The 19,492-nt window shown below is 66.6% G+C and carries 17 protein-coding genes; 5 read left to right on the top strand and 12 right to left on the bottom strand.

The genetic code is table 11. From position 1 onward, the window contains the following. Positions 1 to 6 precede the first annotated feature (6 nt). From ACWDU4_RS07120 to ACWDU4_RS07080, 9 genes are all read right to left on the bottom strand, one after another. Positions 7 to 870: a fumarylacetoacetate hydrolase family protein gene (locus ACWDU4_RS07120; protein WP_450113169.1), complete on the bottom strand. Its 864-nt coding sequence runs from the start codon at positions 868 to 870 to the stop codon at positions 7 to 9. Beyond that, complete coding sequence (locus ACWDU4_RS07115; RefSeq protein WP_450113168.1) at positions 867 to 2,663, bottom strand: FAD-dependent monooxygenase; 1,797 nt, start codon at positions 2,661 to 2,663, stop codon at positions 867 to 869. The genes ACWDU4_RS07120 and ACWDU4_RS07115 overlap by 4 nt, the downstream gene beginning before the upstream one ends. A 123-nt stretch (positions 2,664 to 2,786) precedes the next feature. Beyond that, positions 2,787 to 3,773: an NAD(P)-dependent alcohol dehydrogenase gene (locus tag ACWDU4_RS07110; protein ID WP_450113167.1), complete on the bottom strand. Its 987-nt coding sequence runs from the start codon at positions 3,771 to 3,773 to the stop codon at positions 2,787 to 2,789. A gap of 126 nt (positions 3,774 to 3,899) precedes the next feature. Beyond that, entirely contained in the window at positions 3,900 to 4,904 is a 1,005-nt protein-coding gene (locus tag ACWDU4_RS07105; protein ID WP_450113166.1) for an alpha/beta fold hydrolase, read from the bottom strand. A gap of 38 nt (positions 4,905 to 4,942) precedes the next feature. Continuing rightward, complete coding sequence (locus ACWDU4_RS07100) at positions 4,943 to 5,455, bottom strand: flavin reductase family protein (protein ID WP_450113165.1); 513 nt, start codon at positions 5,453 to 5,455, stop codon at positions 4,943 to 4,945. A gap of 6 nt (positions 5,456 to 5,461) precedes the next feature. Further along, positions 5,462 to 6,592, bottom strand: coding sequence for an acyl-CoA dehydrogenase family protein (locus tag ACWDU4_RS07095; protein WP_450113164.1), 1,131 nt, complete (start codon positions 6,590 to 6,592; stop codon positions 5,462 to 5,464). Positions 6,593 to 6,907: 315 nt separating this feature from the next. Further along, entirely contained in the window at positions 6,908 to 7,810 is a 903-nt protein-coding gene (locus tag ACWDU4_RS07090) for a PDR/VanB family oxidoreductase (protein ID WP_450113163.1), read from the bottom strand. 158 nt (positions 7,811 to 7,968) lie between these two features. Beyond that, a complete protein-coding gene (locus ACWDU4_RS07085) occupies positions 7,969 to 9,144 on the bottom strand; it encodes a cytochrome P450 (RefSeq protein WP_450113162.1) in 1,176 nt (391 codons plus the stop codon). Positions 9,145 to 9,508: 364 nt separating this feature from the next. Then, complete coding sequence (locus ACWDU4_RS07080) at positions 9,509 to 10,525, bottom strand: AraC-like ligand-binding domain-containing protein (protein WP_450113161.1); 1,017 nt, start codon at positions 10,523 to 10,525, stop codon at positions 9,509 to 9,511. 148 nt (positions 10,526 to 10,673) lie between these two features. On the opposite strand from ACWDU4_RS07080, the gene ACWDU4_RS07075 reads away from it, so the two are divergent. Continuing rightward, positions 10,674 to 11,378: a GntR family transcriptional regulator gene (locus tag ACWDU4_RS07075; protein ID WP_450113160.1), complete on the top strand. Its 705-nt coding sequence runs from the start codon at positions 10,674 to 10,676 to the stop codon at positions 11,376 to 11,378. A gap of 37 nt (positions 11,379 to 11,415) precedes the next feature. Here the strand turns inward: ACWDU4_RS07075 and ACWDU4_RS07070 are convergent, their stop codons facing one another. Both ACWDU4_RS07070 and ACWDU4_RS07065 read right to left on the bottom strand, forming a co-directional pair. Further along, positions 11,416 to 12,333 carry an alpha/beta hydrolase gene (locus ACWDU4_RS07070; RefSeq protein ID WP_450113159.1) on the bottom strand — a complete coding sequence of 306 codons (918 nt, stop codon included), beginning with the start codon at positions 12,331 to 12,333 and terminating at the stop codon, positions 11,416 to 11,418. An 82-nt stretch (positions 12,334 to 12,415) separates the two neighbouring features. Further along, positions 12,416 to 13,927: an acetyl-CoA hydrolase/transferase family protein gene (locus tag ACWDU4_RS07065; RefSeq protein WP_450113158.1), complete on the bottom strand. Its 1,512-nt coding sequence runs from the start codon at positions 13,925 to 13,927 to the stop codon at positions 12,416 to 12,418. 166 nt (positions 13,928 to 14,093) lie between these two features. Between ACWDU4_RS07065 and ACWDU4_RS07060 the strand changes: the two genes are divergently transcribed. Then, positions 14,094 to 14,585 (top strand): FABP family protein, encoded by a 492-nt coding sequence (locus ACWDU4_RS07060; RefSeq protein WP_450113157.1) that lies wholly within the window; start codon positions 14,094 to 14,096, stop codon positions 14,583 to 14,585. A 244-nt stretch (positions 14,586 to 14,829) separates the two neighbouring features. Continuing rightward, the gene (locus tag ACWDU4_RS07055; RefSeq protein WP_450113156.1) at positions 14,830 to 15,633 is read left to right on the top strand and encodes an SDR family oxidoreductase; all 804 of its coding nucleotides are present in this window, start codon (positions 14,830 to 14,832) and stop codon (positions 15,631 to 15,633) included. 22 nt (positions 15,634 to 15,655) lie between these two features. Here ACWDU4_RS07055 and ACWDU4_RS07050 read toward each other — a convergent pair whose 3' ends face one another. Further along, on the bottom strand, positions 15,656 to 16,723 hold the full coding sequence (locus ACWDU4_RS07050) for an MBL fold metallo-hydrolase (protein ID WP_450113155.1): 1,068 nt from the start codon (positions 16,721 to 16,723) through the stop codon (positions 15,656 to 15,658). 150 nt (positions 16,724 to 16,873) lie between these two features. Between ACWDU4_RS07050 and ACWDU4_RS07045 the strand changes: the two genes are divergently transcribed. Both ACWDU4_RS07045 and ACWDU4_RS07040 read left to right on the top strand, forming a co-directional pair. Then, complete coding sequence (locus ACWDU4_RS07045; RefSeq protein ID WP_450113154.1) at positions 16,874 to 17,278, top strand: VOC family protein; 405 nt, start codon at positions 16,874 to 16,876, stop codon at positions 17,276 to 17,278. A 50-nt stretch (positions 17,279 to 17,328) separates the two neighbouring features. Continuing rightward, positions 17,329 to 19,467 carry a thiamine pyrophosphate-dependent enzyme gene (locus ACWDU4_RS07040; protein ID WP_450113215.1) on the top strand — a complete coding sequence of 713 codons (2,139 nt, stop codon included), beginning with the start codon at positions 17,329 to 17,331 and terminating at the stop codon, positions 19,465 to 19,467. The last annotated feature ends 25 nt before the right edge of the window (positions 19,468 to 19,492 follow it).

The following is a 19,492-nucleotide window of genomic DNA, read 5'->3' as shown; positions in this document are numbered from 1 at the left end:
CTCCTGTCAGGATTCGGTCGGAGGGTAGGCAGTGCCGGCGCGGCAGGTGGAGGTGATGGTGCCGATCCCCTCGACCCAGGTCTCGAGGACGTCACCGTCACGGAGGAACACGGGTGGTTTGCGGGCGCCGCCAACTCCGGACGGGGTGCCCGTGAAGATCACATCGCCCGGCAGCAAGGGCAGGATCGCGGACAGCTTCGCCACGATCTGCGCGATCGGGAAGATCAGATCGTCGGTGCGACCATCCTGCATGACACGACCGTTGATCGAGCATCCGAGTCCCAGATCGTCACGGTGCGCGAGTTCATCGGGGGTGACGATCCAGGGCCCGGTGGGGGAGAAGCCGGGAAAGGACTTGCCCAGGCTGAACTGTGGCGCCGGCCCCACCAGCTGGCGGGTGCGTTCCGAAATATCCTGTCCGACAGTCAGACCTGCGACGTGCTCCCACGCCTGTTCGGCGGGGACCCGGTGGCTGTAGCGTCCTACGACGATCACCAGTTCCGCCTCGAAGTCGACGGTGTCCGTCGGCAGTTCCAGCACGGTGTGCGGGCCGGTGATCGAGGTGGGGAACTTGGTGAACACGGCGGGCTCGGTGGGCAGGTCGACTCCGCTTTCGCGGGCGTGTTCGGCGTAGTTCAGGCCGACTGCGAACACCTGACGCGGCTGCGGGGACGGTGCCGCGAGCCTGCTGCGGTCGAGATCGAAACCATCGGCGATGTCGACGCCCCGAGCCCACGGCTCGAACTCGTCCCACACCGTGAAGATCTGGCTCGGTTCGTCAGCGAACTTTCCGTTGCTGGCGTCGGCGACATACACCCCACGCGTGCCGTCGGTGAGGACAGCGCGGCCGTCGTAATTGGCGAACTTCACTGCTCGGCTCCCAGATCGGAGGTGGAAAGGATGGTTTCGAGTGCGGTGGTCAGTGCTGATTGCGGGTCATCGACGGCAGTGGTGCAGCGGAATCCGACGAATCGGTCCGGGCGTACGAGCACGGCTCCGGTGCGAGTGATCTCCCGTTTGCGCAGCCATGCGAATCGGACGTCGGCCAGTTCGGCGTCGTCGGCTCCGACGGTGTACGCCTCCAGCGCGAGGCCCGTGCTCTCGGCGATCTTGCGCGCAGCGTCGACCCATGCCTGTCCGTCCTCGCCGGCGACGAGAAGGAAGTTCCCGCCGTAGGTCAAGTTCTGCAAGGGGTAGGTCCTTCCTCGTCGAGAGACAAAGGCGTGCGGCAGGGGGTGGCCGGGTTTGGTGCTCGGTTCGTAGAGTCGCACCGGATCGATGGGTTCCGCGGCGGGGCTGCCGTCGTCGACGATCGCGGCCGAGTCGTAGGTGTAGCCGAATTCGAGCCCGTGATGGTGGAATTCGCCGGCCTTCGCAGCCAGTGCGTTGTTGGCGAGGTCGCTACGTTCGGGATGCTCGGGGTGCGACGGGTCCCAGATGACATCGAGTGACCTCCAGTTCTCCTCGGCGCTCTTCTCGGGGGACAGGCCGAGTGTGGCGTCGATGCGGAAGGAGTCCTGGGTGCACTTGACGGAGTTGGCGATGTTGCGCTCGACCACAGGCTTGCGTTCGGTTTCGTAGGTGTCGAGGAGGCCGTCGCCGGCGTGCCCGGACAGGACCTGGGCGAGCTTCCAGCTCAGGTTTTGGGCGTCGTGGATCGCAGAGTTCAGTCCGAGTCCACTGGTCGGTGGATGTTTGTGGGCCGCGTCGCCGATGAGGAAGACACGACCGGAGCGGAACCGGTCGGCGATGATGCCTTCCATCGTCCACAACGAGACGGCGTGGATGTCGGCCTCGAGGTCGGGCAGGCCGAGCAGGGTCTTCATGTGCTCGAGAACTTTGTCTCGGTCGCTTGCCTCGGGGGCGCCGTTGGGATAGCCGATGTTGAACGCCCATTCTTCGGACCGGGTACCCCAGTTGTCCGGTCCCATCGGGCACAGCACGCCACCGGTGAAGGTTCCGCCGAAGTCGGGGTTGGTCAGCCACCGCAACAGCACCGAGTCGTCCTCGAGGACATCCGACAGGTCGGCGCTCATGTGCACCGAGACCATGTCGAGAATGTTGCGCTCGCCCTGCATTTCGATGCCGACGAGCTTGCCGATGGTGCGGCCGCCGTCGGCGGCGACGACGTACTGCGAGTGGACCTGGTAATCGTCGCCGGTGGCCTTGTCCCGGATGGTGCTGCGCACCCCGGACTCGTCCTGTTCGAGGGCGATCAGTTCGTGATTGAATCTCACCCCACCGGGATTGAGCTCGTCGGCCCGGGCCTTCAGAATCGGCTCGAGGCGGAGCTGCGGGAGGTTCCCGGTCGGGCAGGGGCTGGCGTCGATGTACTCCGGGTCCCGATAGCCGGCCCCCCACAATTCGAGCCGGCCGATCTCGCGGCCCGCGTTCGGATTCGAGCCTCGCACGCCGGCGTAGAAACCGGTCGCGGCCAGATTCTCGGGTGGAGTGCCGCGGCGGTAGACCTCATCGGCTACGCCGACCTCGGTGAAGATCTCCATCGTGCGCTGGCCGAGCACGTGGGCCTTGGGCAGGGTAGACGTGGTCGGCAGTGCGCTGACCAACAGTGAGTCGATTCCGTAGGTGGACAGGAGCATGGATGCGGACAGGCCCGCGCCGCCGCCGCCGACGATCAGAACTGGGACGGTACTGGTGGTCATAACGGTTCAACCTCTCGAACGCGACTTCGATGTCGCTGGGATGAGTGACAGGCACGCACGTCATACGTGCAGGTTCAGCACGTGGCACGCGCCGTGGAGTGCCGGTGGGGAGTCGGCAAACTTTCAGGGGACCAGGACGGCTCTTCCCGCGATGAGTCCGGACCGGAGGTCGTCGATTGCCTGCGACGCGTCTTCCAGGCGGTACTTCGTCACCCCCACGGAGATCTTCCCCATCCGTGCCAGTTCGATCACCATGTTCAAGTCGGAGCGTGTTCCGCCGTACGAGCTGCGGACGTCGACGCCCCAGGGGATCGTGGTGGGGGAGGGAACGGCGCTGTAAGTGAATGCGCCCCCGGCGATTCCGACGAATCGCAGTGCACCATCCGGCGCGATGATCCGGGTAGCCAGATCGACAGTGCCTTGGTTGCCGACGAAGTCGAACACGCTGTCGGCGCCGTACCCCTCGGTCAGGTCGAGGATCTGCTGCGCGGCGGTGTCATCGCTCTTCACCACTACGTCTGCGCCCAGTGCTCGCGCGTGATCGAGCTTCTGCTCGCTCACGTCGACTGCGACGATCCGGACACCCGAGGTCGCTTTGAGGAGTTGAACTCCCATGTGTCCGAGTCCACCGACACCGATGACCACCGCCGTGGCCCCCGGAGTCAGTCGATGGCGGGCGCCGTTGATCGCGTGCATCGGTGTGAGGCCTGCATCGGCGAGCGGCGCGGCCATTACCGGGTCGAGCGAACCCAGCGGGTGGAGATGCCGCGCATCGACCTTGATGTAGTCGGCCATGCCGCCCTCCAGGCCGAGTCCGGGAGCCGGTGGCATACCCAACCGCCCGACCGCCAGGCACACGTTGTCGCGGCCTTCGATGCACACCCGGCACACACCGCACGCCCACACGAAATTGACCAGCACTGCATCGTTCTCGCTGAACCCGGTCACGCTCTCGCCGAGTCCTGTCACGTAACCGGCGGTCTCGTGGCCGAGGGTCATGTCAGGGACAGGCCACTCGGGGAGATCCAAGAGGTGGAGATCCGAATGGCACAGGCCTGCTCCCGCGACCTTGACAAGCACCTCGGTTGCGCCGATATCGGGAACAGGCACTTCGCGAACCTCGATACGGCCGGGTGCTACGAGCTGAAGGGCGCGCATGCTACTCCTTTGATCTGTAAGGTATTTGTTTCCAGGGTTATTCGTGACGAGGTTCGGTCGGAGGCGTACCGGTGAGCACTACTGCTCGAGGGAGCCGATCCAGTCGATGACCGGAACGACCGTCTCGGCGGCATTCGCCTCGAAGATGAGTCCGTGCCCATTTCCCACGATTCCGAGCTCACCGAGATCGATGTAATGCCCCTTGGCGCCAGTGGCATTGAGATGTTCGACGATCACCGGTGCGGAATCCCTGAATACAGAGGCGGTTCCGGCGAAGACTGCGACCGGCTTGTCGGTGAACGCGGCGATGGCCAGTTCGGAGGCGTCCGCGGCCTGTACCTCCGCCGGTGTCGTGAACCCTGCCTCGTAGCTCACCGGCGCGGCCGTCAGACCCCAGTCGAGCGAGCCGATTCCCGGGAAGTCGACGAACGCCGGCCCCAGTGGCTCGACAGCCGCGATCCCGACGACGAGTTCGGGCGCGCGATCGGTCACGAGCCAGCCCGCAGGCGCTCCGGCCGAATGTGTGACGAGGACCGACGGTCCGATCAGCTCGAGCAACTTCACCAGTCTGGAGGCGTCCATGTCCTGGGAGTCGGCGAGGTCTGCGGGAAGCGGACCGCCCGATGCGACGAGTTGATCGAGCTCGAGCGAGCCGGCCTCACGGCCGAACGGCCACTGGGTTTGGGTGTCGGCGCGTTCCGGCGGCGCAAAGAGCGACAGCGCGACTTCGTAGGGAGCCGCCGGCCCCATCCGGCCCACGATGTCCGGGTGGAACGGCGAACGTCCGTGTCCGGGGCGGTCCACGACGTACGTGGTGTAACCGGCCGCGACGAAGTGCGCCGCCCACCCCGGCTTGCCGTCGACCGTGCCCAGCCAATCCGTCCCCTGACCGCCCCCGCCGTGCACGAGCACCACGGGGTGGGGCCGCGTGACTTTCTCGGGGGATTCCCAAGCCACGTACATCGGGCCGCGTTGGACTGTTCCGAACGGCACGGTGACGGTCTCGCCGGGGATCCAGAACTGTCCGCGACGGGAGGTGACAAGGGGTGCATCGGCGACGTGCGACCGACTCAAAGCAGACATGACAAGTCCTTTTCCGAAGAGATGAGTATCGGTACCCCTCAGGCGAGGGAGGTTTCGCGCCCGAGCGTGTGCCAGCAGCGGTTGTGGTAAACGAGCGGGCGGAGCGTCGAGACTTCCGAGTCCGGGAGACCGATGTCGGTGATCTCGAGGACCACGACGGTGGCCTCACCTGCCTGCATCCGGCTCGTGATGCGTCCCCGCAGCCATGCCGGAACCCCGCGGAGGACGGGTTCGCCGGTACCGAGGCGGTGCCAGCGGTCGCGATCGGCGAAGCGGTCGATACCACCGGTTGCGAATGTCTTTGCGAGCGTGAGTTGGTCCGCTCCGAGCATGTGCACCACGAGGGAGTCGGCACGCAGCAGATGGGGTGTCGCCGACGCGTGTCCGGACAGGGAGAGAACCAGTATCGCCGGATCGGCGGACACCGAGATCACCGAGGACGCGGTCAGGCCGACCGGCCCATCACCCGGATCTGCCGTGACAACGGCGACTCCGGCGGGATGGTGGCGAAAGGCTTCCTTGAAGCGGTCAGCTATCGGCAGCGGATTCATGTCGGCCTACTCGTCCACGAGCGAGATCATCGCCCAGCGGGTCTTCGGCGCGAGACCAGCGAGGCGACGACCGCAGTTCTGCAGGATGATTGGTCCGGAGGTGATGTGCTGCGTCCCGGCGTGCACGTCTCGGAACAGTCGCTGTAGTGTGCCTGCACGCAACGCGGTCGTGCCTGCCCATTTGTAGACGGTGGCGGTGATGTCCTCGAGGGTCCAGGTGATGTGGTTCAGCGCCAGCTTGGTCCAGGTCTCCTGATCGACGTCGAGAAGCTCACCCCTGTCGAGGACACCCTCGTTCGTTGCCCAGGTCTGGAAAACCAGAGCACAGGCAGCGTGGAACTTTGCTTCGGCTTCGGCGAACGCTGCGTGGAACTGATCCGTGTCCACCACGGCGCCGGGGTTTCCGGTGCGTGTCCGGGCGTACGCGCGCATCTCGTCGAGAATGCGGCGCCCGACCCCGATAGCCCAGCCGGCGTGGCAGATGCCGGACATGTTTGCCAGGCCGAGTCGATAGATGGTGCCGCCGTTGAGATTGTCCTGAATCGTGGCCAGGTAGGTGTTCTCTTCGGGAACGAAGACATCGTCGATGACGTAGTCGATGCTTCCCGTGGCGCGAAGGCCCATGACGTCCCAGTTGTCGACCAGGGTGGCCTGCTCCTTGGGAAGATTGAAGATGCGAGGCTCACCGGTCTGCTCGACAACTGCAGCGGTGTGGATGTGGGTGGCCTGATGCATCCCGGAGGCGAACTGCCACGAACCGGAGAGCCGGTAGCCACCTTCGACTTTGACGGCCTTCCCCATACGACTTCCCTGACCGGCGAACAATGCGAACTCGCCGTTCTCCGGGAAATACCGGCGTGCAGCGTCGGCATCGATCCAGCCGGCCAGCGTCCCGGTTTCCATCTGCACGGCCATTACCGACCAACCGGTGGAGGCGTCCGCATAGGACAGTCTGGCGATCGTTTCCAACAGCTGACGAGGGGAGAACTCGTAACCCCCCAGGTCGGAGGGAACGCCGATCTTGTACACCCCCCCGTTACGCAGTGCGTGCTCGACCTCCGGGACGAGCCGGCCTGCAGTCTCATTGGCCTCGGCGCTGTCCCGCAGCAGCGGGGAGATCTGATCGATCCGTTCCATGAGCGCGTCGAATTCGCCACTGATGTGCAGTCGTGACGAGTCGGCCGCTCGTGTCACGGTGGGGTCGGCGTCGACGGCGGTACGTGAAGTCATGGCTCGATCTCCTTTGAATCGAAGGGGGCTGTTTGAGATGCAATTCACACGATAGGAAAGACGGAATCAGTTCGATGCCGGGAGAGCGCACGACCCTCTCGTGTCCGTGCACAGAGATCCGTGGACGGATTGCCGTCATGTATGTGGCCCAAAGACCTTGGTGAACAGCCTATTACGTGACGATGGCTTCCGCTGGCCACACCTGGTCGCGGGGCTTGTCGCTCACAGGTCCAGCACAAGGCGTGTGCATGCCGCGCGCGACACACAGATCATCATGAGCTCGCCTTCCCGACGTTCCGATGCGGTCAACACGGAGTCACGGTGGTCGATCTCCCCCTCAAGGACCCCGGTTTCGCAGGTACCACACGTACCTTCTTCGCATGACGCGTCGGCGGGATAGCCCTTCTGCCGAAGGACGTCGAGTATCGATTCCCCCGGTGCGACAGCGAGCACCTCGCCGGTCGATTCGATCTTCACCTCGAACGGTTCATCCGTTTGTTGATCCTGGAGTTCGGGCGCTCGGAACCGTTCGATGCGGAGCCGGTCGAGACCGCTGGGGATGCACAACCTTTCGACGGCATCGAGGAGCGGTTCGGGGCCACAGCAGTACACGAGCGTGTGTTCGTCGAGTCCGGCGTGTTCGCCGAGTGCGGACTCGAGATCGATGTCACCGTGTGTGTCCCGCGGGTGAAGAGTCACGCGCGCTTCGTGCTCGGAGAGAAGCTGGTCGGCGAACGCCATGCATTGCCGCTGCCGCCCTCCGTACACCAGGTGCCACTGCGCGCCGGAGCTCGATGCCGTCGAGAGCATCGGGAGCAATGGGGTGATGCCGATGCCGCCGGCGATGAAGAGGTAACGGGCGGCCGGTTCGAGTCGGAAGTGGTTGCGAGGACCTCGCACGCGTACTCGGCTGCCGCGCATGAGATGGTCGTGGACGAACTTCGAACCACCCCGTCCGGCTTCTTCCCGAAGAATCGCGACCTTCCACGAGCTCTGATCACCCGGGTCTCCACACAACGAGTACTGCCGGGTGAGGCCCTCGGTCAACTCGAGTTCGATATGCGCCCCCGGCTCCCAGGGAGGGAGGGCTTCGCCGTCTTCCCGCTGCAGTGTCAAGGTGATCACTCCGAGAGCTGCGGATTCTCATTCGCAAACCATCATGTCGAGATCCACGCTCAAACCGGGTGATTCCACCGATTCCATCTTCTGTGTTCCGTGCATTGCTCGTTCCGTTTCTCGGCATGGAGGTCGAGGTCGCCCTCGAGGAGAGTTCTATGCGTCAGTCACGAATGCAGAGTGATCGACATGGACTCGATGCCGCGCAGGATGTTGTTCAACCGCCAGACGGGCTCGGAGACCTCGAAACTCTCGACTCGATCTGCCAGTGCCGTGAAGAGGACCCGTGCTTCGAGCTTGGCCAGTCCCTGCCCTACGCAGCGGTGAATTCCGCTGCCGAAGCCGAAATGACCGGAGGTGTCCCGGGTGATGTCGAAGGTGTCGGGTGCTTCCCACCGGCGTTCGTCGCGGTTACCCGATGCGTAGCTGATGAAAACGCGGTCCCCCTTGCGCACGGTGGTTCCGCTGACGTCGACATCCTCGGTGACCAGTCGGGAGAAGCCGCGAGCAGGCGCCTCGAAACGCACCGATTCATCGACGATGTTGTCGATCAGCGAGCGGTCCTCACGCACCTTCCTCCACTGATCGGGGTTCTGTCCGAACTGCCACACCGCGGTGGAGAGAGAGTTGATCGTGGTGTCCATGGACGGCGCCAGGAAGTCGACCAGCAGGGAGGGCAACCCTTCTTCGGGAATTGAATTCTCGCGTGCCTTGGCCAACATGTCCGACCACCAGCCGTCCGAGTTCATTCCTCCCTCGTGCGTCAACCGGGTCACGTACGCGAGCAGATCCTGCAGAACTGCGAAACCTGCCTCGGCGCGGGCGTTGAGCGGGCCGGCCGTCTCGAAACTTCCTGCAGCCCAAGACAGTAGCTTGTCTCGATCATCTGGCGGGCAACCGAGCAGATCCGGGACGACCGAGAGAGGGAACCGGGTCGAGAAGTCGGCGACGGCGTCGAATGTCTTCTTCTGGACGAGTTCGTCGACCAGTTCGTTCGCGAGGCGCTGGAGTTCCGGTTCGAGGTCGCGGAGGGACCGCGGTGTCAGGCGGGCGCCCAGAACTCTGCGGAGAACGGGGTGAGTCGGTGGCTCCGAGACCAGGACACCTCCCTGGACGGAGTTCGCCAGGTCGTTGAGGTTGATCCCGTGCGCGGACGAGAACACCGCGTGATCCTGAAGGGCATTGTGGACGTCGGCCCATCGGGTGATTGCCCAGCAATCATGGCGCCTCATCCAGACGGCGCCGCCCATATCCCGCAGCCGGCGGTAGGCATCGTGGGGGTCGAGGATGACCTCGTCCGAGAACAGGTCGATATCGCTTTCGTCGATCGTCCGAGCGGTCACGGTGGTCCCTTTCGCATCAAGCTCAGTTGGGTCGAGACCGAACGTTAGACGTGATGTGGATCACCTTGTCTCGTCTGAGTGCACGCCGGTGTCGTATCCGTGCACAGGTTCACGGGCTCGCGTCGAACGTGACAGTGCATCGCCGGCCTTGACGGCCGAGTGACGGCCGAGTGACGGGCGCGACATGCCGAGCGGGTGTGTGTATGTGGTTGCGCCACTGTCCCGTCCGGCGGTATCGGTGATTCGATACGGCTGATTGCGTGTGGGCACAATGAATCCCGACAGGAGATGCGGGCACCTCTGCGTTCCGAGCGTGGACTCGCAGCATCAGCGGGCTCGGGGCTCGCTGCCGATCGGCAGTCCCCTACTTCATCGGGAGCGAGATCGCGTCCGGTACAGCCGGCGTGTGCGTGTCCCTGAAGTCCCTTGGGGACAGTCCTGTGTCGAGCTTGAAGAGGTGCCCGAAGTGGGAACTCGAAGGGAAGCCCCATTTACGAGCGATTGCGGAGATCGACAAGTGCTTCAGCCGAGGATCCGCCAAGTCGGCCTTGCAGTTCTCCAGACGTCGCTCGCGAACCCAGGTGGACATGCTGACATCTGTTGCCTGGAACAGGTAGTGCAGTTGGCGAACGGAGATGTAGTGGGCGGCTGCTACTTCTTTGGGATTCAGATCGGCATCGCTGAGATGAGCATCGATGTAGTCCTTGATCTGGGCGATGCCGCCGTCCCTTGGATGGCAAGAAGCGTGAAGCAGTGGGTCGACGGACGAGAGCATCGCTTCGACCAGGTCCAAGACTCCGCGGACCATCTTGTACTGGTTGGAAGGCTCGATCGTGTCGATCTTGTTGTTCAGGGTGAGCAACATCGAACACACGGCGGATGCGACACCCTGGTCTGCTCGGACCGTTCGGGCCGTCAGGTTTGCCAGGTTCTCTCGTGGGTAGTTCAGCAGCTGATTGGGGAATTTCACCCCCACGCCACGGAAGTTGTCGCTGGCCTCCACCGTGACCGGTTGACCGGAATCGATGAAGCAGAGCTGTCCGGGTTCCAGGATGCCCGTCCGTCCGCCCTGGGTGACTCGAAACTCGCCGGACACCTGCAGGACCGCAAGATAACTCGAGTGATCGGTCGAGTTGACCCTTGCGCGATTGCGATAGGCCGCGTGCTCGTCGCTACAGACGACTTCGGTGAACTCGATTCCGGCGAACGATCGTGACGTGACCGTTGCTGCAAACGATTCCGGCCGGGAGATCTCGACTTCGCAGTCGAACAACGATGTCGACAGCGCTTGTCCCCAAGTGTCGGAATCCAGGGCGCCTCGCTGGTGCTCGCTGCGGCGTGACGCCAGGGCGTCAGGTGACGATCCGACCCGGACGGACATACGAGCGCCAACCTTCCCGACGTAGCGACACGACACAGGGCGTGTGACATGCACCACAAGTTGTACCTGGAGTGGTCGGCGCGCGCAACAAAATTTCAAAATTATGGTCAACAGTCGTAATTTGTGCCGCACCCGCTAGTATGCCGATGTGCCCACCGTGAAACGGACTCGAGCCGAGATGCTCTTCGAGGCGATCCGCAACGAGGTGCTCTCGGCTCGCATTCCCCCCGGGACGAAGTTGAAGCTCGCCGACTTCGGCGAGCGTTTCGATGTGAGTCTGGCGCTCGTGCGCGAAGTCATGGGTCGGCTGGCTGAGCAAGGTCTGCTTCAGGCCAATCCGCAACGCGGATTCAGCATGCTCCCGCTTTCGGTCGACGACCTACTCGAGCTCACTCATGCACGCGTCATGATCGAGACCGCAACCTTGCGGGAGTCCATCGCTCGAGGCGACTTGACGTGGGAGGCGGCTCTGGTGGCTGCGCATCACCAGTTGGCGGGTACGGAGATGTACGTGGGTGACACAATCAGCCCGGACTTCGAGTCGGCGCACCGCACGTTCCATGCCGCGTTGCTCGCGGGAAGCGGTAACTCTCACCTCGAATCGATCGCGCAGTCCCTGCGCGATCGTACTGAGCTGTACCGGTACTGGTCTCAATTCCTAGGGAACGGGAACACTCGGGACGTCGCGTGTGAGCACCGCCGCATCGCCGAACTGACCATCGCCCGGAAGGCCGACGAGGCGTCGGATGCGCTGGAACAGCACATCCGCAGTACGACGGACATACTCGTCGAATATGCAGGTGGGCGCGAGTCCAGGTCCGCATCTGTGGCGACTGCTCACACGTCCAGGTAGACCTGTCTGGACAGAAGTAGCGGGGCCGACACTTCAATCACAGGCCACTAGAGGGTGGGGGAAGGTGGGAGGCGAGCGCCCGGAGCTGTTCTCGCCGGTAAGTGCGGGAGATGGCCGACCGGCCCTCGACCAGGTCGAAGCCGTGGTAGGCGCCGGGGACCACGTGCAGCGTGCATGGCACTCCGGCGTCGTTCAGGCGCGCGGCGTAGGCGACGTCCTCGTCGTGGAACAGGTCGTGCGTGCCGACCCCGATCCAGGCCGGGGGCAGTCCGACGAGGTTCTCGTGCCGGGCGGGAGCGGCCAGTGGTGGCACCTCACCGCCTGCGGCCGGACCCAGGTAGGAGTGCCAGCCGTAGCGGTTGCTGGCGGTACTCCACACGCGCAGTAGCCGTCCGTCGACGTCTGTTCGCTCCGTGGTCCGGTCGTCGAGCATCGGGTAGGACAGCAGTTGGAACGCCGGTTCGATCTCGCCGCGGTCCCGGGCCAGCAGTGCCAGCGCCGCGGCCAGGCCGCCGCCGGCGCTCTCGCCGGCGATCGCGATCCGGGTGGCGTCGACGTCCGGCCGGTCGGCGAGCCAACGCAACCCGGCGTAGCAGTCCTCCAGCGGAGCCGGAAACGGATGCTGCGGCGCCAGTCGGTACTCCACCGACGCAGCAACCGCTCCCAGGTGTTTGGAAACCCTGCGGCACAGGTGATCACCCATCGCCGCGCTGCCGATCAGGTAGCCACCGCCGTGGATGAACAGCAGGCCCGGCGCCGGTCGTGGCACCGACTTCGGCCGGAACACCCGGACGGTGACGTTCGCGTCGACGTGGACGACCTCACCGCCGCGCGGAGGTACGACCCCGGCCCGCTGGGTGAGCCACCGCATCGGGCCGGCGGTGCGCGGGGTGACCACGGTGCGCGGCAGGAACCGCGCGAACCGCAGCGCGGGATCGAAAGCGTTCTCGGACATCGGCCCCCGTCCTTCCGTCCCGAGCGCTCGAGACGATCGGAATGGTAGAGGACGGGCGGACTCTCCGGGAGGCTCCCGGCTGCTAGGGCAGCATCGAACCCGTCGCGTTGAACCGCTCGTGGAACGCGAACGCCTCGCCAAGCAGGTGCGGGGTGTGCCCGACGCCGGGCTGCGCCTGCGCCCGCGCGAGGTAGTCGTGCAGCGCCGGACGGAAGCTCGGGTGGGCGCAGTGGTCGATGATCACCTGCGCGCGCTTGCGGGGGGACAGGCCCCGCAGATCCGCCAGGCCCTGCTCGGTGACGAGAACCTGGACGTCGTGCTCGGTGTGGTCGACGTGCGGGACCATCGGCACGATCGAGGAGATCGCGCCGCCCTTCGCGGTGGACGGGCTCAGGAACAGCGACATGTAGCCGTTGCGGGCGAAGTCGCCGGACCCGCCGATGCCGTTCATGATCTTCGTGCCCATCACGTGGGTTGAGTTCACGTTGCCGTAGATGTCGGCCTCGAGCATCCCGTTCATCGCGATGATCCCGAGCCGGCGCACCACCTCGGGATGGTTGCTGATCTCCTGCGGGCGCAGCGTGATGTGCTTGCGGTAGAAGTCGATGTTGTCGGTCAGCTCCGCCAGACCCTTCGCGGACAGCGCCAGCGAGGTCGCGGACGCGTGCGCCACCGCGCCGTCCTTGATCAGCCGCAGCATCGAGTCCTGGATGACCTCCGAGTAGCAGGTCAGGTTCTTGTATCCGCCGCGGTCGAGGCCGCCGAGAACCGCGTTCGCCACGTTGCCGATGCCGGCCTGCAAAGGCAGCAGCGTGTCGGCGGGCAGCCGGCCCGCCTTGACCTCGTGGGCGAAGAAGTCGAGGACGTGCCCGGCGATCGCGAGGCTCACGTCGTCGGGCTCGGTCAGTTCACTGGCGCTGTCGGGCACGTTCGTCTCGACCACCGCGACCACCTTCGCCGGATCCACCCGGAAGGTCGGCTGCCCGATCCGGTCCTCGACGTGGGTGAGCTCCAACGGCTTGCGGTGCGGGGGCAGGGCGGTGCCGTAGTAGACGTCGTGCATGCCCTCCATCGCCTCCGGCACCCACGAGTTCACCTCGAGGATGATCCGGTCGGCGACGTCGAGCCAGGTCTTGTTGTTGCCGATCGACGCGGACGGGATCAGCTCACCGGACTCGGTGATGCCGGAAACCTCGACGACCGCCACGTCGACGTTGCCGTAGTAGCCCTCCCACACCTGCTGGGCGACGTGCGAGAGGTGGATGTCGACGTAGTCCATCCGGCCTTCGTTGATCTTGCGGCGGGCGGTCGGCTCCGACTGGTACGGCATCCGCAGCGCGATGCCGTCGATCTCGGCGAGCTCTCGCTCGGTCGCGGAGGACACCGACGCGCCCGTGAGCAGGTTGATGGTGAAGTTCGAGCCCTCGCCGCGTACGGCGTGGATCCGCTCGGCCAGCGCGGGAATGACGACCTTCGGGGTGCCGGCAGAGGCGAAACCGCTGATCGCGACGGTGTCACCCGGATGAATCTGCTGCACCGCGGCTGCCGCCGAAGTCACTTTTTGGGCGAAGGTGGAGTTGTGGATCCTGCTCACGCTCTGCTCGTTCCCGCTTGGTTGGTGACGCACTAGCAGAACTGAATGTTATCGGCATGTCGATAGTCCACTGAGTGGTGGCCCACCTCACGTCGGCGCGGACGGTCAGGCACAATGCCGACGACAGCGGGCGTCGAACCCGGATGCGAAGGCGCGGAGGTGTCGGATGGACGGGCGGAACGATCCGCTGGGTGACCTGGGTGTTTTCGCTGGAACGTGGGTCGGCGGCGGTGACGGTCACTACCCGACCATCGACGACTTCTCCTACGAGGAGGAGATCGAGTTCACGGCGACGCCGGGCAAGCCGTTCCTCGCGTACCGGTCCCGGACCTGGGCACACGACCGCGAGCGGTCTGATCAGTCCCGCCGGGGCCGACCGATGCACACCGAGAACGGCTATCTGCGGCTCGCCGACGGGGCCGTCGAGCTGCTGGTCAGCCAGCCGACCGGCTTCGTCGAGATCCAGCGCGGCGAGCTGACCGGCGGGGTGCTTGACCTGACGCCCGTCTCCCTCGCCGCGTCGCCCGACGCCAAACCCGTGCACGAGATCCGTCGCCGGATCGTCGTCGCCGGCGACGTCCTGTCCTACGACCTGTGGATGGCGCACGCCGACACCCCGCTCACCCACCACCTGAAGGCGGAACTCACCCGGGCGTGACGCCGGCGCCCCGCTCGGCCGACCCCGGGACCACCGCGCGGATGGGATGATCCGGCGAACCGCCCGCTGGATGGGACGACCCCCGTGCCTGCCGCGGGCTGCGCACCTAGCGTGACGAGGGCGGACCCGGCGATCCCGCCACCCGCTGCACACACAGCCGCTACCTTCGACCGTCGGCTGTGAACGGTCCGTCCGCCGAGGCGCGCGGATTCGAGTGCGTCACCTGCATCGCGAAGGGAACACCATGGGTACCTACGTCCTCACGGGCAGCGCATCGGGGATCGGCGCGGCCACCAAGGCCCGGCTCGAGTCCGATGGTCATCGGGTGATCGGGGTCGACGTCCGGTCGGCCGAGGTCACCGTCGACCTCCGCACCGCCGCAGGCCGGGCCGAGGCGATCGAGCAGGTCACGAGCCTCGCCGGCAGCTCGATCGACGGCTTCGTCCCGTTCGCCGGGCTCGCTGCGGCCGCCGGTCGACCCGCCGCCGACCTCATCTCCGTCAATTACTTCGGCGCGATCGAGTTGCTCGAGGGGTTGCGCCCGCTGCTTGCCGCGGCGGCGCGGCCGTCCGTGGTGCTGATCAGCTCGAACTCGACGACCAGCCAGCCCGGATGGCCGGTCGAACTGGCCGACGCCTGCCTGGCCGGTGACGAGGCGAAGGCCGTGGAGATCGCGGACGGGTTCGGCGAGCTCGCCGGACTGCAGACCTACCCGGCGACCAAGGCGGCGCTCGCCTGGTACGCGCGGACGAAGTCGGCCGAGTACATGGCCGACGGGATCCGACTCAACGCCGTCGCCCCCGGCTTCGTCGACACCCCGATGACGCAGGCCGGGCTGCAGGACCCGGGGATCGGGCCCGCCATGGAGCAGTTCCTCGCGACCATCCCCGCCGGGCGCGGCGGCACCCCGGAAGAGGTCGCGGCACTGGTGGCGTTCCTGCTCGGGCCCGAGTCGACCTACTTCGTCGGTTCGGTGGTGTTCGTCGACGGCGGCACCGATGCTGCCTTCCGTGGCCGCGACTGGCCGAAGGCGTGGGAGATCGGCTAGAGCACGCACGCCCGGGGCCGGGTCACCTCGACGGCAGGTCGAACGTCAGCAGCGAGGGCTTCAGATAGTCCGCGGGGTCGACGAGCAGGCGCAGTTCGGGTGGATTCGGCAGGCTCTCCAACGCTTGCCGCAGCCGTGGTTCGTAGGCGGCGGCCGGTGCGGAGACCGGTGCGAGCCAGTTGTCGTGGTGGGTGGGGACGAAGATGGACGGTCGCAGTGCCCGGATGTAGTCGAGTGGGTCGCTGAGCCCGTTCGTGTACTGGTTGTAGCCCTGGATCGAGCCGATCTGCACCGAGGACGCGGGCAGCTCGCGCAGGATGTCGAGGACGTGCGGTGCATCGGTGAGGATCGGACCGGAACTGTCGTGCCAGGTGAGCACGAAGTCACCGATTTCGAACTGGTACAGCAACGATCCGCCCTCGGCGTCGCCCAGGTGCGCGCCCAGGTGCTCGATGTCGTGGAGGGTCGGCGGATGCTCGAGGGTCGGGCTGAAGTCGGGCGCGAGGACGAGCGGTGCCTGCTCACCCCGCTGCGGCCGCAGCGCGGAGTGCAGGTGCCGGACGGCGCGGACGGTGACGCCGGGCAGCGCGAACTCGGCCCGATCCGAGTTCAGGGGATGGGTCCGAAGCGTCGACGCGGCCTGGTGTCCGATCTGGCGGCAGTGCTCCTCGGTTCCGACAACGGTTGCCCCGCACAGGGATGCGATCTCGGCCGCGTCCGCGGCATGGTCGAAGTGTCCGTGCCCGACAAGGATGTGGCTCGGCATCAACGCGGCCAGCTCGGTGGGGCTGGTCGGCACATACGTCGAGAATTCGCCCCTGGGCACCCAGGCGTCGAGCAAGACGACGTTGCCTGCGATGGCCATCGCGAAACTCGTGACACCGAACCACGAGAGGATGGCCTTGGACGGATCCACCTCGCCGGTGCCGGCATCGACATTCGCGGTGCCGAAGAACCGCTGACGTGCGGCGACGGTCGGGCTCGCACCCGCAGGCACCGAAGCCGACGCGTTCGGCGCCACCAGGGCGGACACCGCGGCAGCGGCGGCCCCCACCACGAAGGTCCGGCGGCTGACTGGGGTCGATGACATCGTCGCAGTCTATGGTGGCGGCCCTCGCGCGATGGGCACCGAATCGGGATCGGACCGCCGCGATGAGTTTTCGTGACCGTGTCGGTCTGTACTTCCGACAGCCACACCCCGAGGATGGAAATCAGTCCTCCACACGAAACGGAGCCCCCGATGTCCCGTATGCTCTTCCCCAATCTGCCGGTCGGTGACGTCTCTGCGACGCGGAAGTTCTTCGACGGCCTCGGCTTCGAGTTCAACGAGCAGTTCTGCGACGAACAGACCGCGTGCATGGTGATCAACGACCAGACGATGGTGATGCTGCTGGAGGAGCCGCGGTTCCGTGACTTCATCGCCGACGACATCTGCGACACCGCGAAGGCCCGCGAGGTGCTGCTGTGCGTGTCCGCCGAGAGCCGCGACGAGGTGGACAGCCTCGTCGAGCGGGCCATCGCGGCAGGTGGTACCGCGTGGATGGAACCGCAGGACCACGGCTTCATGTACGGCCGGGCGTTCCGCGACCTCGACGGGCACGTCTGGGAGGTCATGTGGATGGACCAGTCGGTTCCGCAGGGCTGAGCGCGTCCGACGACCCCGTCGGCGCCCACTTCGCCGCCACCGTCCGCACCATGACGGTGGCGCCCGGTGCGGCGCCGGCGGGGTTCGTGCGTTCCGGCTCGGAGCTGACGGTCGAGCGGTGTCTCGACCTGTTCGACGCGCAACTCACCAGCAGGCACCTCGATCTGGCCGCGCGACGGCTGCGCGCGGCCGGACGCGGCTTCTACACGATCGGCTCGGCCGGGCACGAGGGCAACGCGGCGGTCGCGGCCGCGCTGCGACCCACGGATCCGGCTCTGCTGCACTACCGTTCGGGGGCGTTCTTCCTGGAGCGGGCCCGGCAGGTCGGTGGCCGGGACCCGGTTCGGGACGTTCTGCTCGGTGTCGTCGCCGCCGCGGCCGACCCGATCGCCGGCGGCAGGCACAAGGTGTTCGGTCGTCACGACCTGTCGATCATCCCGCAAACCTCCACCATCGCTTCGCATCTGCCGCGGGCGGTCGGGCTGGCGTTCGCGATCGAGCGCGCGAACCGGCTGGGTATCGAGTCGGGGTGGCCCGCGGACGCGGTCACCGTCTGCAGCTTCGGGGACGCCTCCGCGAACCACTCGACCGCGGTCGGGGCGATCAACACCGCGGCGAACCTCGGGTACCGCGAGTTGCCGCTCGCGCTGCTGTTCGTCTGCGAGGACAACGGGTTGGGCATCAGTGTCCCCACCGCTCCCGGCTGGATCGCCGCCGCGTACTCCGGACGCGCCGGCCTCGAGTACTTCGCCGCCGACGGGTGCGACCTCGCCGACGCCTGGGACGTCGCCGCCCGCGCGTCGAATTGGGTACGGACACAACGACGACCGGCCTTCCTGCACCTGAGTGTCGTCCGGCTGCTGGGGCATGCGGGCTCGGATGTGGAGTCCGCGTACCGCACGCCCGCCGCGATCGCGGCGGACCTCGACCGGGATCCGCTGATCGCGACCGCACGGCTGCTCGTCGCCGCCGGCGCGCTGACGTCCGAGCAGGTGCTCGACCGGTACATGCGGGTGGGGGAGCGGGTGAAGGGCGCCGCACACGCCGTGACCTCCGCCGCGCCGCTGCGCACCAGGGCGGAGGTGACGGCACCGCTCTCCGCCCCGGCGCCCGCTGTGGTCGCCGGACACGTGCGGCACGTGCGTGAATCGGCCGACACGGCAACGGGATCGCGGGAACCGCTGACCGTCGCCCGCGCGTTGAACCGGGCACTGGCCGACGTGCTGGCCGCCGAGCCCGGCGCGATCGTGTTCGGCGAGGACGTCGGCCGCAAGGGCGGCGTGTACGGGGTGACACGAGGTCTCGCCGACCGGTTCGGCGCCGCCCGGGTGTTCGACACCCTCCTCGACGAGCAGGCCGTCCTCGGTCTCGCCGCCGGCGCCGGGCTCGCGGGCCTGCTGCCGATCCCGGAGATCCAGTACCTCGCCTACCTGCACAATGCGGAGGACCAGATCCGTGGCGAGGCAGCGACATTGGGCTTCTTCTCGGCGGGGCAGTACCGCAACCCGATGGTGGTGCGGGTGGCGGGCTACGGCTACCAGGAGGGCTTCGGCGGACACTTCCACAACGACGATGCGGTTGCGGTGCTGCGGGACGTGCCCGGAATCGTGGTCGCCTCCCCGGCCCGGCCCGACGACGCGGCGGCAATGCTGCACACCTGCGTCGCCGCCGCGCGCACCACCGGCGCCGTGTGCGTGTTCCTCGAACCGATCGCCCGCTACCACACCCGGGACCTACACGACCCCGGCGACGGCGGGTGGCTGGCCGGATATCCCGCGGTGGGGGAGCACGTGCCGATCGGCGCGGCCCGCTCCTATGGGGACGGGGCCGACCTGACCGTCGTCACCTTCGGCAACGGCCTGTACCTGAGCCTGCGGGCGGCCCGGCGACTCGAGCGCCGCGGGATCCGGGCCCGGGTGCTGGACCTGCGCTGGCTGGCCCCGCTGCCGGTGGGCGACCTGCTGCGCGAGGCGGCGGCGACGGGCCGGGTGCTCGTCGCGGACGAGACAAGGACATCCGGCGGGGTCTCCGAGGGCGTGCTGGCCGCACTCGTCGACGGCGGGTTCACCGGGGCGATGGCCCGCGTCGCCAGCGCCGACAGCTTCGTCCCGCTCGGCGACGCGGCCCGGTTGGTGCTGCTCTCGGAACACGAGATCGAGGCGGCCGCGATCGAGTTGGTGCGGCGATAGCCCGCCGGGGCCGACCGGTCCGTGG

The organism is Rhodococcus sp. NPDC003348, assembly GCF_053589375.1.
The sequence above is the reverse complement of the archived record's forward strand: the minus strand, read 5'-3'. Positions and strand labels throughout refer to the sequence as shown.

What these genes read in the sequence shown, in the direction of transcription:
- ACWDU4_RS07050 (WP_450113155.1), bottom strand. Translation starts at nt 16,723, where the DNA reads ATGTCATCGACCCCAGTCAGCCGCCGGACCTTCGTGGTGGGGGCCGCC.
- ACWDU4_RS07080 (WP_450113161.1), bottom strand. Translation starts at nt 10,525, where the DNA reads ATGTCCGTCCGGGTCGGATCGTCACCTGACGCCCTGGCGTCACGCCGC.
- ACWDU4_RS07045 (WP_450113154.1), top strand. Translation starts at nt 16,874, where the DNA reads ATGTCCCGTATGCTCTTCCCCAATCTGCCGGTCGGTGACGTCTCTGCG.
- ACWDU4_RS07115 (WP_450113168.1), bottom strand. Translation starts at nt 2,663, where the DNA reads ATGACCACCAGTACCGTCCCAGTTCTGATCGTCGGCGGCGGCGGCGCG.
- ACWDU4_RS07095 (WP_450113164.1), bottom strand. Translation starts at nt 6,592, where the DNA reads ATGGAACGGATCGATCAGATCTCCCCGCTGCTGCGGGACAGCGCCGAG.
- ACWDU4_RS07100 (WP_450113165.1), bottom strand. Translation starts at nt 5,455, where the DNA reads ATGAATCCGCTGCCGATAGCTGACCGCTTCAAGGAAGCCTTTCGCCAC.
- ACWDU4_RS07070 (WP_450113159.1), bottom strand. Translation starts at nt 12,333, where the DNA reads ATGTCCGAGAACGCTTTCGATCCCGCGCTGCGGTTCGCGCGGTTCCTG.
- ACWDU4_RS07040 (WP_450113215.1), top strand. Translation starts at nt 17,329, where the DNA reads ATGACGGTGGCGCCCGGTGCGGCGCCGGCGGGGTTCGTGCGTTCCGGC.
- ACWDU4_RS07055 (WP_450113156.1), top strand. Translation starts at nt 14,830, where the DNA reads ATGGGTACCTACGTCCTCACGGGCAGCGCATCGGGGATCGGCGCGGCC.
- ACWDU4_RS07060 (WP_450113157.1), top strand. Translation starts at nt 14,094, where the DNA reads ATGGACGGGCGGAACGATCCGCTGGGTGACCTGGGTGTTTTCGCTGGA.
- ACWDU4_RS07105 (WP_450113166.1), bottom strand. Translation starts at nt 4,904, where the DNA reads ATGTCTGCTTTGAGTCGGTCGCACGTCGCCGATGCACCCCTTGTCACC.